Raw genomic sequence first — 13,709 nt, forward strand, 5'->3', positions numbered from 1 at the left:
TTTGTCCATTTCTCGCAAAAGGGCAATCTAAATCCTTCTTATTCAAATGAAAATTCTCGAAAAATCGTCATTTTTTGTTGTAAATGACATGCAAAGATGAATTTTTACAACACAATATATTATGTAATTGCGTGTGACTATGTAGATGTTTTGTTATAAAAGCGAGTTTTTAGCAAAAAGCTCGGAGTTTTTGACAAGTATTCTTCTCGGGCTCAAAATACACTGCCAGCCATTGATGATCCTCGAAGCGGTTTTCGAGGAGAGAGATTGAGGAAAACGCATGTTTACAGCAACGAACGTGTTAACACCGGAATTTATCGAGCAGCCGCTTGATAAGTTGTGGTCACTGATCTCGCCATTGTACATGGTGGACGAGTCTCAATGGCTAGAGCAATTATTGCCACTAGCAACGCCGACAGCGGAAGAAAAATCGGCAATCACGACCCAAACAACCCAGCTTATCGAAGCCATCCGTGCGGACAAGAAGTCAATTCAGATGATTGATGCGTTACTGCTGGAATACAGCTTAGATACCCAAGAAGGTATCTTGCTGATGTGTCTTGCAGAAGCCTTGATGCGTATTCCTGATTCTGCAACGGCAGATGCTCTGATTAAAGATAAGTTAAGCGTTGCTGACTGGAAATCTCACCTTAAGAGTTCTGATTCGGTCTTCGTTAACGCTTCGACTTGGGGCTTAATGTTAACGGGTAAAGTGATTGGTCTTGGTGAGCAAGAAACCCAGAGCCCAGGTCAGGCTGTAAACCGTCTTGTAAATAAATTCTCAGAGCCTGTGATTCGTAAAGCCATGTATCAGGCAATGAAGATCATGGGTCATCAGTTTGTACGTGGTCGTACGATTGAAGAAGCGCAGAAGAACGGTCGCCCAATGCGCGACAAAGGATTCACTTACTCATTTGATATGTTGGGTGAAGCGGCGCTGACTACGGCAGACGCAAGCAAGTACTTCAAAGACTACCTAATGGCGATTGAAGCCGTTGGTCGTGAAACGTACGGTAGCGATACAAGTCCTGCACCTTCTGTTTCTATCAAGCTTTCTGCACTTCACCCACGTTATGAAGTGGCAAATGAAGAACGCGTGATGACAGAGCTTTACGACACCTTAACGCAACTGCTCAAGCGCGCTATCGAAGTGGATGTTGCCATTACGATTGACGCAGAAGAAGCGGACCGTCTTGAGCTGTCATTAAAACTGTTTGAAAAACTGTACCGCAGCGACCTTTTGAAAGGCTGGGGCAAGTTTGGTCTGGTAGTTCAAGCCTACTCGAAACGTGCATTGCCTGTGCTCGTATGGCTAAACGGTCTAGCGAAAGAGCAGGGTGATTTGATCCCGCTTCGTCTAGTAAAAGGCGCGTACTGGGACAGCGAAATCAAGTGGTCGCAACAAGCAGGTTACGAAAACTACCCTGTTTACACGCGCAAAGAAGCGACGGATGTTGCTTACCTAGCGTGTGCGCGTTTCCTACTGAGTGAAGGCGTGCGCGGTAATATCTTCCCGCAGTTTGCTAGTCACAACGCGCACACTGTTACGGCTATTGCTGTAATGGCAGAGCACAAAGATTACGAATTCCAACGTCTGCATGGTATGGGCGATTCGCTTTATAACCATGTGATGGACACTTATGGTCAGCCAGTACGTATTTACGCGCCAGTCGGTAGCCATGCGGATCTGCTGCCTTACTTGGTTCGTCGCTTACTAGAAAACGGCGCGAACAGCTCGTTTGTGCACCGTTTGGTGGATGCGCGTTGTCCTATTTCAGAGCTGACGCATCATCCTGTTGATGTGCTGACCTCGTTTGAGACGCTACACAACGGTCAAATTCCAATGCCAACCGGCATTTTCCCAGAGCGTAAAAACTCGTACGGTGTCAACGTTGATATCGACAGCGAAGCGAAGCCGTTTGAAGCGCAGGTTGAAAGCTTTCTGAATCAGAAGTGGACTGCGGGTCCGATCATCAACGGCGAAAAACATGCCGAAAGCATGATCAAGGAGAGTGCTGCTGAAATCATTACCGCACCTTACGATCGCCGTATCGAAGTAGGTCAGGTGGCTTTCGCAAGCCTTGATCATGTTTCCGCTGCAATCGAAGCGGCTGATGCTGCATTCCCTGAGTGGAAAGGCACCGCGATAGAACAAAAAGCGCAGTGTTTAGAAACTTTGGCTGACCTAATGGAAGCCAACCTTGCTGAGCTGGTGGCGATTTGTCATCAAGAGGCGGGCAAGACGATTCATGACAGCATTGATGAAGTGCGTGAAGCGGTCGACTTCTGTCGTTACTACGCGAAACAAGCGCAAAACCTTCAAGCGTTCGAGTTGGAAGGATTTGATGGCGTGAAGCGCATTTCTAGCCGCGAAGGGTTAGGCGTATTCGTTTGTATCAGCCCATGGAACTTCCCACTAGCGATATTCCTTGGTCAAGTTACAGCCGCATTGGTTGCAGGTAACACAGTTGTGGCTAAGCCCGCTGAGCAAACTAGCTTAATTGCGGCGCGTGCGATTGAATTGATGCTAGAAGCCGGCTTCCCAGCAGGCGTGATTCAGCTATTGCCGGGGCGTGGTGGTGAAATTGGTCATGCACTAACGTCTCACGATGCGATTGCAGGCGTGGCATTTACTGGTTCGACAGCAACGGCGCAGCGCATCAACGTGACGCTTGCCGAGCGCAGCGCGAAGCCAGTACCGTTTATCGCTGAAACTGGCGGTCAAAACGCGATGATTGTGGATAGTACGGCACTGCCAGAGCAAGTTGTGCGTGACGTGATTCGTTCCGCTTTTGCTTCTGCAGGTCAACGTTGTTCTGCCCTGCGTGTCCTGTTTGTTCAAGAAGACGTTGCGGATCGCATCATCAACCTTATCCAAGGTGCGATGAATGAACTGCATGTTGGTATTCCTTACCTACACAAAACGGATGTGGGTCCGGTTATCGACAGCAATGCAAAAAATAAACTCCTTGCTCACCTAGAGCACATGACAAGCACGCAAACCAAAGTTGCACAGCTGCAATTGGATGAAGCGTGTCAGCACGGTGATTTTGTGTCGCCAAGTGCGTTCGAAATCTCGGGCATTGATGTTCTGAAAGAAGAGCAATTCGGTCCTATCTTGCACATTGTTCGTTTTAAAGCGTCTGAGTTGCCAAACGTGGTTGAGCAAATCAACCAAACCGGTTTTGGTCTCACAATGGGTATCCACAGCCGTAACGAAACCACTTACCGTTGGATTGAAAAACACGCTCGCGTGGGTAACTGCTACATCAACCGAGATCAGGTTGGTGCGGTGGTTGGCGTTCAGCCATTCGGTGGTCAAGGCTTATCGGGTACGGGGCCGAAGGCTGGTGGTCCTCACTACCTATACCGCTTCACTCAACAACATCTTGTTCAAGCAGAGAAAGCATAAGGAGTCGCATTATGGTTCATCAAATCACGTATTTTAAAGATGCATTCTCTGCGTGGGAGCAGTGGAATCTGACCGATTTTGATTACAAATGCGAGCATTTGCTGGCATTTAAATCTGCGATTGAAGAGCAGCATAGTGTGGTTGGCAAAGTGGTGTCTTACCACTTGCAGCAAGCGTCTACTCTTCTAGCAGAAACTCATCAGTTAGTGGGTCCTACGGGCGAAACTAACGAGCTGTACGCGGCGGGTCGCGGTGTGGCTTTGGTCGTTTGTGAAAACAATCTGGCGAATACCGAGAACGCACTGTACAGCGCATTTGCAATGATCACCTGTGCTTTGATTGCAGGCAACAGTGTGGTGATTTGCAGTGACAATACAGAGCTTACTCAATTGGTTAAGCAGGCTGTAGTGTCAGCAAACTTCCCATCTAACTTAGTCCAAGTGGTTGCGTACGATGCGTCTTCCCCGTTGTTAGACAGCGACGTACGTAGTGTGGGTTATGTTGGGCATTCACAGGTTGAGCATGCGCTTAACCTGCAACTGGCTAAGCGTGACGGTGCTATCGTCGGCTTAGTTTCTGAAACGGATTTAGAGTCACCGACATTGACTCATGATCCTCATCTATCGTTGCGCTTTATTACTGAGCGTACACGAACGATAAATATTACAGCGGTGGGCGGTAACGCGACTCTACTCGAGTTGGGAAGCGACTCCCACTAACCTGACTTGTGATGCCAACCTAATCACAAAGAGTCGTAGAGCTCATTTGGGTTGGTATCTCTTGCTTTGATGTATTGCTGCGATGGCAAAATATCAAAGAGGGCAAGGAAGGAAATAATTATAACGAGGACTATCAAATGATAGAAAATAGCTTTGCTATCACGACCACTTTTGTGGCGTATTTACTAATTATGGTTGCCATTGGCGTTTACGCGTATAAGAGGACTTCCAATTCATCAGATTACTTCCTAGGTGGTCGTAGCCTTGGTCCATGGCCAGCGGCACTATCTGCGGGTGCATCAGACATGAGTGGCTGGTTGCTACTTGGTCTTCCGGGGTATGCGTATGCAGCAGGTATTGAAGCATTCTGGCTAGCAGGCGGTCTGCTTGTGGGTACATGGCTAAACTGGTTAATCAGTGCAAAACGCCTACGTACGTACAGCATCCAAACTGATGCGCTAACGCTGCCTGAGTTCCTGTCGCGTCGCTTTAACGATAAGTCGAAACTGATTCAGACAATCTCTGCGTTCTTCATTCTTCTATTCTTCCTTTTCTACACCAGCTCAGGCTTGGTAGCAGGGGGTAAACTGTTTGAGACCGTATTCGGCTTGGATTACAGCATTGCCGTTATCATTGGCACAGTGTGTGTGGTTTCGTACACGCTATTCGGTGGTTTCTTAGCGGTGTCTTGGACGGACTTGGTGCAAGGTCTACTGATGGCGGCAGCACTAATGATCGTGCCTGTTGCAGTAATGGACGGTGGTCTAGGTCAACTAGCGACGGACATGCACAACATTAACCCAGAGCTATTAACGCTATGGAACGACGTGAAAGGCGAGCCTCTATCGGCTATCGCAATCATCTCGTTGGTGGCATGGGGTCTAGGTTACTTTGGTCAGCCACACATCCTAGCGCGTTTTAAAGCTTCTCGTTCAAACAAAGACCTAACAACAGCGCGTCGTATCGCTGTGGGTTGGACTGCGCTTTCTATGGCGGGTGCAATGCTAGTTGGTCTTGTTGGTCTAGTGTGGGTAACGGGTCACCCAGGCACGCAACTAGAAGATGGCGAAAAAATCTTCATGCTATTGGTGAACACGGTATTCCACCCAGTGATTGCAGGTATCCTATTGGCGGCAATCCTAGCGGCGGTAATGAGTACTGCGGATTCGCAACTTCTTGTGTCTTCATCTGCTTTAGCTGAAGATTTCTACAAGCAAGTGATTAAGCCGGATGCGACGTCTGAAGAAATCGTGATGATTGGTCGTATTGGCGTTATCGTGATTTCTCTTATCGCGCTATTCCTAGCAATGACACCAGACAGCTCTGTTCTAGGTCTTGTATCTTACGCATGGGCAGGCTTTGGTGCTGCGTTTGGTCCGGCAGTTGTACTTAGCCTTTACTGGAGCGGTATGAACCGTAACGGTGCACTAGCAGGTATCCTAATCGGTGGTGTGACTATCGTGGTTTGGAAACAGCTATCAGGTGGTTGGTTCGATGTGTACGAAATCGTACCGGGCATCATCTTCTCAACGATTGCGATTATTGTCGTAAGTAAGTTGACTGGCGGTGCGGCACAAGAAGTACTTGATCAACACAAAGAATACGAGAAGAAGTTGGTTGAACTAGACTAATTTCTCTCAAATGAAAACAAAGCCCGCGTTTATCGCGGGCTTTTTTGTGTTTGTTCGATAGCAATTTGAATGACTCACCAATACCTCAATGAAAGAGTTTCTGAGGTATAGTGAAAAACGTGTTGACCCGTCTATCAGTGTAGGGCTGATGCTATGTCTGTACCGACAAAAGGAGCCATTATGCTAACCGTAACCCAACTGGCCAGAGAGTGTGGACTCTCTCGTACTACGATCCTCTACTATGAACGCGAAGGCTTGCTAGCGCCTGCGCATCGTTCAGAAAATGGTTATCGATGGTATGGAGAAAATGAGATTCAGCGTTTAAAAACCATCTCATCATATCGCTCTTACGGGTTACCGATTTCCAGCATACGTACTTTGTTGGCACAGAAAGGCAAATCTCAAGCGGAGATCTTGAAAGACCATTTCAATGAACTCGAACGCGAGATTCAGAATCTGCGAGCGCAACAAAAAGCGATCGTGGTGCTACTACAAGAACCACAACTGATAGAGGATAATATTGTGACTAAAGAACGTTGGGTACAAATCATGCAGGCGGCGGGTTTTTCTGAAAATGACATGGTGACATGGCACCAGAAATTCGAAGAGATGGAGCCTGCTGAACACCAAAAGTTCCTTGAATCTTTGGGTATTGAGCAAGACGAAATTGTGCGCATTCGCGCTCTATAATTAGCGTTTAAACAGCGTCTTAAAAACCGGTTAAATAAAAATAAGCCTCTTTGTGAGGCTTATTTTTTGTGGCGCTATATTTAATAAAAAAGTTTAATAACAAACTGCCTAGTTACGGATTTTTGAGTAAACCACAGTGTTACTCAATTCCCCTGAGGTAGAGAGGCGGTCGTGTCTCAACTCGCCTTCAAAGTCATAACCACAACGCTCTGCGACGGCGCGGCTTTTTAGGTTGGTTGAATCTGCGGTAATCGCAATGCGTCTTGCGCCGAGGTCTTCAAACGCGTAACGCTCTAGTTCAAGCACCGCTTCGGAAATATAGCCGTTGCCCACCGCTGCATCATCCAGCCAGTAGCCGATTTCAAACGATGGCACTTCTTGATCACGAATCATTAAGCCTACCGCACCAATTAAGCGGTCGCTTTCTTTCTCAATGATGAAGTAACGTAACTCCCCTTCAAAACTCTCAAAGTTGGCGATGGCTTTTTCTGTCCCCTCAATCATGGCTTCTAGTGTGAGCACATGTGGCACCCAAGGAAGATACACTTCGAGTGTCTTCTGGCTACGCAATACTGCTTGGTGCGCTTCTTCTGCACGATCTAAACAAGCAGGGATTAGCTTAAGACGTTTCGTTTCCATATCGACTCTCCTTTGGGTGAAAAATGAACGAAAAATCATTTAAACAGATGTACTTAGAATGATCTAGTTGTTCGTATACCCAAATAACCTCGAGATGCTAGGTTCAGCGAGAATGACTTGGTTTGTATACGCGGCGGCGATTTAAAGGTCTAGTGGGTCTAAATCAAGAATCGGCAACAAAGTATACAAGCCAAGGCAGCTCGCCCTTTGGGAGCGTGTCATTGACTCGATTGCTACGTCAAACAACTTGGAAAGAGCTGGCTATTACGCTGCGTTGTTTTCCTTGACCTCGAATCAATGACAACGCTCTGAATCCTGCATCATGAAGTCATTTGGGTATAAAATATTATTCACTTGGTTTGTTTTGAAGAACCTGAGAGAATTGTATGGTTATTCAAACCACTAGGTTCACTATGAAACTTTTAGTAAGAAACTTGGCTCGTCAAGCGACTGAGCAAGACATGCGTGCACTGTTCTCTGCACACGGCAAAGTAGAGCTTTGTACATTGGTTCTTGATCAAGAAACCGGTTTATCAAAAGGCTTCGGTTTTGTGATCATGCCAGATGAAGCAGAAGCGATTGCTGCACTGGAAGCGCTGAACTTGAGCAACGTAGCGAAAAGCAAAATTCGCGTGAAAGTCGCTCAAGACTAAGATAGAGAAAAGCCAGCCTCACTGCTGGCTTTTTTGTATTTCAAGAGAGGAAGGGAGAGCTAATCGCATTGGCACATAACGAATTCCTTCTTTCTCGCAGAGATCATCGGTGCGTTCAAAACCGTGCTTTTGATAAAACGACACTGCGTTGGGTGCTGAGCGAAGACGCACATAACTTCTTGGTTTATCTTGGGTTGAGCCCAATATCGTATCGAGAAGTTGTTTACCCAAGCCATGACCTTGAACTTCGGTTGCTACGAACAAGTGGGTGAGATAGTTATCATCTTTTAAAGCGGCAAAGCCAACCACCTTACTGTCGCGAAATGCCGCTAAGGCAAAGAAGTCTCGATGCGTTATTGCTCGTGTCATATCTTGTCCGATTCTTGCGAGGAAGCGCCGTTTTCCTTCCTCGGTAAAGTGCTCAAGGATGTGGCGCTGTGTAACTTTAGAAACCAAATCCGCCACTTGGATAATGTCATTCGTTTGCGCTTTGACTATCTCTATCATCAATCTTCTCTTCGAGCTGTCTCATTAATTGCGCTAATTGCAGTTTATCGAAGTTGTTGGAATTTGGAACCTGATAAGAATCTTTAGCGGTGTAGAGCATCAAGCAGTTACCATTGAAAGGTTCTTTCTCAATTTGAACCTTGCTGATTTCATTCAATGGAATACGAAAATACACAGTAGAATCTTGATGGTACTTCAAACTATTAGAAGCGGACTCAATGCTGATCGATTTTGGCGTAAACCACTTACGCTTAGATAGATGTAATACGAACAGCAATAGGGCAAATACAGCCATTCCGGCCCCTATTAACCATAGGTAACCGCCTATATAAGCAAAGTAGGTGAGTGATAGAAACCAAATGCTGAATAAGAACGGATTGTTCTTTGGCAGGTTTTGTGAGGTCTCATGAATGATCACTTCGAATTTCCTCGCTGCTTATGTTCGACAGCTTACGCAGAGCTTGTGTAAGCGGCTGAGATTTCACTTCAATTAAAATCAGGTTTATTAGCCCACCAACTGAGATAGCCGCAAGGACCGCGCTGATGCCACTTCCTTTGGTCACTAAGCCATACAGACCGGTACTCAGCATAAGGATAAACGTCGCCATTTTGATGGTTAAATGGCGCTGAACCAAATAGTGACCTGTTTGGTAGTCCTTAATCACGTAAACGTATTGCCCAAAGCTACCGAGTTCTACTTTGACTTTTCTATCTAGCGCATGACAGCGGAACCCTTGTTGATTGAGAGATTTTGCGAGGCTTTCCATGCCAATGACTCCATGTTCTATCTAGTTATCTTTTGCACATCATAATGTCACGATGAGAGCCGCTTAGTTTCGCTGAACGACAAATCTAAGAGGCAAGTCCCACCGTACACTCAATGCTTTCTTTAGTTTGCGGAACGCTTTCAGGTTTAGTTATTCGCATCAAATCTGCATTGGTAGACGCAAACTTCGCGTTCTGCTCCTTGCATGCCGAGGGTTTTGTTTCCTACATAAGGCACATTTAATTTTTGTATCACGGATTTTGAGCGTTGGTTTTCTACCAAGTGCATCACTCGAATACCGATGAGTTGGAAATAAGATTTAGTAAACTCAATCAGCGCTTGAGATGCTTCGAATGCATAACCTTTCCCCCAATAAGGCACGCCAATCCAATAACCTAGAGTGCCATAACCGTCCTCAATTCTTGGTAAACTTACCGCGCCAAGCAGTTCTCCGGTGCTACGTAGCGTTATGGCATACGCTATGCCTCTTTGCTCATTAAACATAGGACCATGCCCATCTATCCATGTTTTCGCCATAGGCAGTTCATAAGGATGCGGAATGTTCGCCGTCATATCTGCAATGATTTTTTCTCCGGCGAGCAACGCGACGCGTTCACTATCTTCATGCTGGAAAGGTCGCAGAATGAGTCGTTCAGTAAAGAGTTTTGGTTGTGTTGGCATAACGGAATCACCTTACAGATTGAATGACCCAAACATCCAGGTCTGGTCTGTAAGTAGTGTCGAAGTAGCCCAAATCATCGAACGCAAATCGGACGCCAGTTTCGTTGGCTCTTGGTTGGTTGCCACAAATCACATTAAACATCGTGCTGAGGAAGCGTCCGTGAGACACCACCAAGTAGCGGCCACTGCCACGTCTGATGATAGATTGAAGGGCAAGGCTTGCTCGGGCGTAAAGCTCAACACCGCTTTCCCCTTCATTGGCAGAGACAACGCAAGGTTGATATGGGTTGACGAAATCAGCCATAGGATATTTGTGCTTAGATTCACTAAATGGCAAACCTTGTAATGGTCCGTTGTCACGCTCCATTAACTCATCATGAGTCGTTATGCTGACATTTAGCTGTTCAGAAAAGATCTCGGCGACGTGTCGCGCCCGCTGCATTGAGCTGCTCAAGATTGCGTCGTACTGGCGCCCTTCTTCAACAAACTGTTTTGCTCTATTTTGTGCTTGCTGAATACCTACTTCAGTCAATGGGCTGTCGAATCGTCCTTCGTGTACTTTCAGGTCGTCGGCTTGTGAACGCCCATGACGGACAAAGGTGATATGAATCATCTAACTTCCTTGTTTTGTATTAGTTTCCTCAACCCGATACGTGCTTACTATGCATCTATCGGCATCGTGGCGAAATACTTGCAGCTAATGAAAGTATTTGCGTAATCACTGATAGCGTCATATTACATAGGTTTGTATTATTTTTGCACAAGTGGCGCCACAAAATGAGACCGACTTAGGTCTCAGTTTTTAGGTGGATTAGCGGAATTTTCTGGAGGAATAGCACAAAAAGACAAAACACATTTATTATTGTGGAATTTTTTTGAACAAAATATGTCAACTGTCAGTAGTCCAGTAAAAACAGGGAGAGGAAGCATGCCGGAGATTTATTGCTCAGCCTGCAGAAGAACAACGCAGCACAAAGTGATCATGAAGCGTTGTGAACCTGATCAAATCGAAACACTGACTGGAAAAGTGGTAAGCTTTACGCAGTTGATGGCGAAATTTGTGACAGGTGAGCACTACTATGAAATGGAACCTCAATACTATTGTCGATGCTGTAATCATCGCGCTATAGGTGAAGTTATTCAACATCCAGCGCGACAGACGTCAGCGATCATGTGATCGAGATTTATTAAGCAGCAAGTTCTTTTTGCGTAGCGAACGGTAATCCATCAATCATTACTGGCCAACCATATGAGGCATACTCTGCGGCTAATGATTTTGCGACTTCGTGTGATACTGTCGTGTAAGTCCACTCTCCAAGACCGAACGGCTTGTACGCAAGTTGTAGGGTTAACATTGCTTTCTCCTAATTATTTTTCCTCATTATTGCCTTAGAATTTGGCTCGGTTCTTTCCTATTTGGCTCATTTTATTCTCTGCAGAGTTCAGGGATAAGTTTTTTCATTAACATTATTATCTCGCCTATAAACTCATAGAAAAATTTCCAAATTTTATAAATCAAAGTTATGTAGATTTAGCCATCTTGTTTTTGTCGCTGAATTTTTGTGCTACGCAAACGTTAAAATAATGACAGATTCACACGTTGTTGATTTGTCTGTTTGCAAAACAAATGGCAGCGATTAAGGTATGGATGCTAAGTTGTTGCGAGGATGTAATTGATGAGTTATCACCTGGATAGGATTGACTTGCAGATATTAAGTATTTTGCATTCTAAGGGGCGGATACCTGTTGTGGAGTTAGCCAAGCTGGTTAATCTCACGACGTCACCATGCTCGGAACGAGTCAAAAGGTTGGAAAAAGGTGGCTATATTAATGGCTACCATGCAGAGCTTAATGCTGAAAAACTTGGGCTAGATGTCCAAGTATTTATTCATATTCGTTTAGACCAAACCAGTTTCTCTATCTTTGAAAAGTTTGCGAAGGCGGTCGAGTTGATGCCAGAAATAGAGGAATGTTATTCGCTGTCAGGGGATTTCGATACCATGATCAAAGTGCGAGTCAAAAGTATGAAAGCTTACCAGGAGTTTATGTCGAGTAAGTTAGGGACCCTACCTGGTGTTATTCAAACCCGAAGTGAAGTCGTAATAGAAGAGCATAAAGTTGGTCGAGGTGTTAACCCAGATCTCCTAGGGACACTTTAGTGTTGTCGGGCCATAAGTAAAGACGCTGAAACTCAGCGCCTTGGAACAATGGTCTTCTCGATGCTGTTGGGCTAGAACTCGCACTCCGCTTTAAAGCACATGCGTTCCTTACTATATGGATGGTCCAACTCCAACATCTCTGCGTGCAAATGCAGACGGTTGGCTTTTTCGCCATACAAGCCGTCGCCAACCATTGCCATGTTCAACCCCATGTGGTGCGCGCTGTGTACACGTAGCTGGTGGGTTCGTCCTGTTTTCGGGTACATGTACACCTTGCTGCGTCCGTCTTTCACTTCAATCAGCTGCCAGTAAGTTTCAGCAGGTTTACCGTGCTCAAAGCACACCAGTTGACGTGGGCGGTCATCCGGATCGCCACGCATCGGGAGTGAGATTTCACCTTCAGGCTCGGTTAACACTCCTTCAAGCAGCGCCATGTAGCGCTTTTGTACACCGCGTGTGATGAACTGCTTTTGCAGGCTCTTGTTTGATCGTTTGGTTAAAGCAAACACCAAAATCCCCGACGTTGCCATATCCAAGCGGTGAATAACGAACGGCCCTTCGACATCTGGGAACATCGCTTGCAGGCGTGTGTACGCCGAATCCTTGATGGTTTTGCCCGGAACGGAAAGCAGACCCGAAGGCTTGTTGACGATCACCATGGCTTCGTCTTGGAACAGAATTTCCAGTTCTTTATCTTCCGCCCAGTTCTCTGCTAATGGGTTTGGTTCCACATCCAAGCCTTGCAGCATGTGCCCCAAAATCGGTTGGCATTTGCTGTTGCAAGATGGGTAGAACTTCTTGTGCTGACGCACTTCAGATTTCGGCGATACGCCCCACCAAAATTCAGCCAACGCAAGCGGTTGATAGCCATGTTTGTATGCGAACTGAAGCAGTTTCGGCGCTGCACATTCACCTGCACCTGCTGGTGGTACTGGGTTGGTAGTAGGAGCAAAAATGTCCACCAAATCGCGCTCTGCGCTGTGGTTATCCAAGAAGCGGTATTGCTTATGCAGTTTGTGCTGCAGAGCATTAGACAGATCTTTGCGCTGCTCTTTTAGCTCTGCCAATCTTTGCTCTAGCTCAGCAAGGCGTGCTTCTTTTACTGCCAGCTTTTCATCCCACGCTTGCTTGAGGTACTTGAGCACATTCTTTTCAGCGACACTTTGTTTGCCTAAATCATCCAGTAGCACTTTTAGATCTTCGGGACTTAGCGTTTGTTCGCCTTGCTTACGTTGCTGTTTACGCTCTGCACGCCCCGCAATCATCACTTGGCGCTGGGTATTTTCTTCTTGTTGATACGCTTCGCGGTCAGCTTTGATTTCCGCTTTCAGTTGTGTCAGTTCTGGATTAGCAGCAAAGGTTTTGTATTGCGCATTCGCAGCATTAATGGCATCCGTCTCGCCACGGAAGAAACCTTCTTCTGTCAGCATGTCGAATACAGGGGGAACAAAACCAGGTAGTAAATTTTGATCGGCAATCTTGCCTGAGAAAGCGCTGAAGTAGCCAAGCTCACCCTGTGGGCTACGCACCAATAAAACGCCGAACATTTTGCCACGTCCACTTTTCTCATCCTCAAGACCAAAATCATGTTCGAAGTCGGTTTGTGCCATCAGATGTTGCTGCAATTGTTCAGCAGCCAACACACACAATGGGTGAGGTGTGTAGTAGAACGGAAACGTAAACTGCGCCGGTAAATCATAACCAAAAATATCTGCAGTAAAACGAGTAAAGCAATGTTCAGGCGAGTGCATAATTGTGAGTCCGCATGAAATAAAAATCGAGCACGGATTGTACCTGTTTTAAAGTGGATTGCTATCTTGAACCTAGTTCACCCTGCTCATTTCAGCTTGAG

At 46.1% G+C, this 13,709-nt stretch carries 15 protein-coding genes; 7 read left to right on the forward strand and 8 right to left on the reverse strand.

Annotated elements, in window-relative coordinates; genetic code table 11:
• Window positions 1-280: 280 nt before the first annotated feature.
• From putA to KIV41_RS18940, 4 genes are all read left to right on the forward strand, one after another.
• Window positions 281-3,412 carry a bifunctional proline dehydrogenase/L-glutamate gamma-semialdehyde dehydrogenase PutA gene (gene putA / locus KIV41_RS18925; RefSeq protein ID WP_285337436.1) on the forward strand — a complete coding sequence of 1,044 codons (3,132 nt, stop codon included), beginning with the start codon at window positions 281-283 and terminating at the stop codon, window positions 3,410-3,412.
• Window positions 3,413-3,423: 11 nt separating this feature from the next.
• The gene (locus KIV41_RS18930) at window positions 3,424-4,131 is read left to right on the forward strand and encodes a 1-pyrroline-5-carboxylate dehydrogenase (protein ID WP_071235808.1); all 708 of its coding nucleotides are present in this window, start codon (window positions 3,424-3,426) and stop codon (window positions 4,129-4,131) included.
• A gap of 137 nt (window positions 4,132-4,268) precedes the next feature.
• Window positions 4,269-5,762, forward strand: coding sequence for a sodium/proline symporter PutP (gene putP, locus KIV41_RS18935; protein ID WP_138953782.1), 1,494 nt, complete (start codon window positions 4,269-4,271; stop codon window positions 5,760-5,762).
• A 180-nt stretch (window positions 5,763-5,942) separates the two neighbouring features.
• Complete coding sequence (locus tag KIV41_RS18940) at window positions 5,943-6,452, forward strand: MerR family transcriptional regulator (protein ID WP_138940898.1); 510 nt, start codon at window positions 5,943-5,945, stop codon at window positions 6,450-6,452.
• A gap of 108 nt (window positions 6,453-6,560) precedes the next feature.
• Here the strand turns inward: KIV41_RS18940 and KIV41_RS18945 are convergent, their stop codons facing one another.
• On the reverse strand, window positions 6,561-7,091 hold the full coding sequence (locus tag KIV41_RS18945; RefSeq protein WP_010453496.1) for a GNAT family N-acetyltransferase: 531 nt from the start codon (window positions 7,089-7,091) through the stop codon (window positions 6,561-6,563).
• A 413-nt stretch (window positions 7,092-7,504) separates the two neighbouring features.
• Between KIV41_RS18945 and KIV41_RS18950 the strand changes: the two genes are divergently transcribed.
• The gene (locus tag KIV41_RS18950; RefSeq protein WP_285337439.1) at window positions 7,505-7,744 is read left to right on the forward strand and encodes an RNA-binding protein; all 240 of its coding nucleotides are present in this window, start codon (window positions 7,505-7,507) and stop codon (window positions 7,742-7,744) included.
• 18 nt (window positions 7,745-7,762) lie between these two features.
• On the opposite strand, the gene KIV41_RS18955 is transcribed toward KIV41_RS18950, so the two are convergent.
• The 5 genes from KIV41_RS18955 to KIV41_RS18975 all read right to left on the reverse strand — a co-directional run bounded on the left by KIV41_RS18955 (window position 7,763) and on the right by KIV41_RS18975 (window position 10,311).
• A complete protein-coding gene (locus KIV41_RS18955) occupies window positions 7,763-8,251 on the reverse strand; it encodes a GNAT family N-acetyltransferase (RefSeq protein WP_285337441.1) in 489 nt (162 codons plus the stop codon).
• On the reverse strand, window positions 8,220-8,669 hold the full coding sequence (locus KIV41_RS18960; RefSeq protein ID WP_285337443.1) for a hypothetical protein: 450 nt from the start codon (window positions 8,667-8,669) through the stop codon (window positions 8,220-8,222). The genes KIV41_RS18955 and KIV41_RS18960 overlap by 32 nt, the downstream gene beginning before the upstream one ends.
• The gene (locus KIV41_RS18965; protein WP_045394722.1) at window positions 8,656-9,018 is read right to left on the reverse strand and encodes a hypothetical protein; all 363 of its coding nucleotides are present in this window, start codon (window positions 9,016-9,018) and stop codon (window positions 8,656-8,658) included. Before KIV41_RS18965 ends, KIV41_RS18960 begins: the two co-directional genes overlap by 14 nt.
• A gap of 146 nt (window positions 9,019-9,164) precedes the next feature.
• The gene (locus KIV41_RS18970; protein ID WP_045394724.1) at window positions 9,165-9,698 is read right to left on the reverse strand and encodes a GNAT family N-acetyltransferase; all 534 of its coding nucleotides are present in this window, start codon (window positions 9,696-9,698) and stop codon (window positions 9,165-9,167) included.
• Between the two features lie 7 nt (window positions 9,699-9,705).
• Window positions 9,706-10,311: a histidine phosphatase family protein gene (locus tag KIV41_RS18975; RefSeq protein ID WP_071235814.1), complete on the reverse strand. Its 606-nt coding sequence runs from the start codon at window positions 10,309-10,311 to the stop codon at window positions 9,706-9,708.
• Window positions 10,312-10,626: 315 nt separating this feature from the next.
• Between KIV41_RS18975 and KIV41_RS18980 the strand changes: the two genes are divergently transcribed.
• Window positions 10,627-10,875, forward strand: coding sequence for a hypothetical protein (locus tag KIV41_RS18980; protein ID WP_045394728.1), 249 nt, complete (start codon window positions 10,627-10,629; stop codon window positions 10,873-10,875).
• A 10-nt stretch (window positions 10,876-10,885) separates the two neighbouring features.
• On the opposite strand, the gene KIV41_RS18985 is transcribed toward KIV41_RS18980, so the two are convergent.
• Window positions 10,886-11,053 carry a hypothetical protein gene (locus tag KIV41_RS18985; protein ID WP_156145290.1) on the reverse strand — a complete coding sequence of 56 codons (168 nt, stop codon included), beginning with the start codon at window positions 11,051-11,053 and terminating at the stop codon, window positions 10,886-10,888.
• Window positions 11,054-11,374: 321 nt separating this feature from the next.
• On the opposite strand from KIV41_RS18985, the gene KIV41_RS18990 reads away from it, so the two are divergent.
• Window positions 11,375-11,857, forward strand: coding sequence for an Lrp/AsnC family transcriptional regulator (locus KIV41_RS18990; protein WP_010453479.1), 483 nt, complete (start codon window positions 11,375-11,377; stop codon window positions 11,855-11,857).
• Between the two features lie 71 nt (window positions 11,858-11,928).
• Here the strand turns inward: KIV41_RS18990 and KIV41_RS18995 are convergent, their stop codons facing one another.
• The gene (locus KIV41_RS18995; protein WP_285337446.1) at window positions 11,929-13,608 is read right to left on the reverse strand and encodes an RluA family pseudouridine synthase; all 1,680 of its coding nucleotides are present in this window, start codon (window positions 13,606-13,608) and stop codon (window positions 11,929-11,931) included.
• Window positions 13,609-13,709 lie beyond the last annotated feature (101 nt).

It is taken from the genome of Vibrio sp. D401a (assembly GCF_030248515.1).
GTDB lineage: Bacteria > Pseudomonadota > Gammaproteobacteria > Enterobacterales > Vibrionaceae > Vibrio > Vibrio rotiferianus.

Coding starts and splice junctions, on each gene's coding strand:
- KIV41_RS18965 (WP_045394722.1), bottom strand. CDS start 9,018: ATGGAAAGCCTCGCAAAATCTCTCAATCAACAAGGGTTCCGCTGTCAT.
- KIV41_RS18970 (WP_045394724.1), bottom strand. CDS start 9,698: ATGCCAACACAACCAAAACTCTTTACTGAACGACTCATTCTGCGACCT.
- KIV41_RS18985 (WP_156145290.1), bottom strand. CDS start 11,053: ATGTTAACCCTACAACTTGCGTACAAGCCGTTCGGTCTTGGAGAGTGG.
- KIV41_RS18945 (WP_010453496.1), bottom strand. CDS start 7,091: ATGGAAACGAAACGTCTTAAGCTAATCCCTGCTTGTTTAGATCGTGCA.
- KIV41_RS18975 (WP_071235814.1), bottom strand. CDS start 10,311: ATGATTCATATCACCTTTGTCCGTCATGGGCGTTCACAAGCCGACGAC.
- KIV41_RS18955 (WP_285337441.1), bottom strand. CDS start 8,251: ATGATAGAGATAGTCAAAGCGCAAACGAATGACATTATCCAAGTGGCG.
- KIV41_RS18980 (WP_045394728.1), top strand. CDS start 10,627: ATGCCGGAGATTTATTGCTCAGCCTGCAGAAGAACAACGCAGCACAAA.
- KIV41_RS18995 (WP_285337446.1), bottom strand. CDS start 13,608: ATGCACTCGCCTGAACATTGCTTTACTCGTTTTACTGCAGATATTTTT.
- KIV41_RS18990 (WP_010453479.1), top strand. CDS start 11,375: ATGAGTTATCACCTGGATAGGATTGACTTGCAGATATTAAGTATTTTG.
- putP (WP_138953782.1), top strand. CDS start 4,269: ATGATAGAAAATAGCTTTGCTATCACGACCACTTTTGTGGCGTATTTA.
- KIV41_RS18950 (WP_285337439.1), top strand. CDS start 7,505: ATGAAACTTTTAGTAAGAAACTTGGCTCGTCAAGCGACTGAGCAAGAC.
- KIV41_RS18930 (WP_071235808.1), top strand. CDS start 3,424: ATGGTTCATCAAATCACGTATTTTAAAGATGCATTCTCTGCGTGGGAG.
- KIV41_RS18940 (WP_138940898.1), top strand. CDS start 5,943: ATGCTAACCGTAACCCAACTGGCCAGAGAGTGTGGACTCTCTCGTACT.
- putA (WP_285337436.1), top strand. CDS start 281: ATGTTTACAGCAACGAACGTGTTAACACCGGAATTTATCGAGCAGCCG.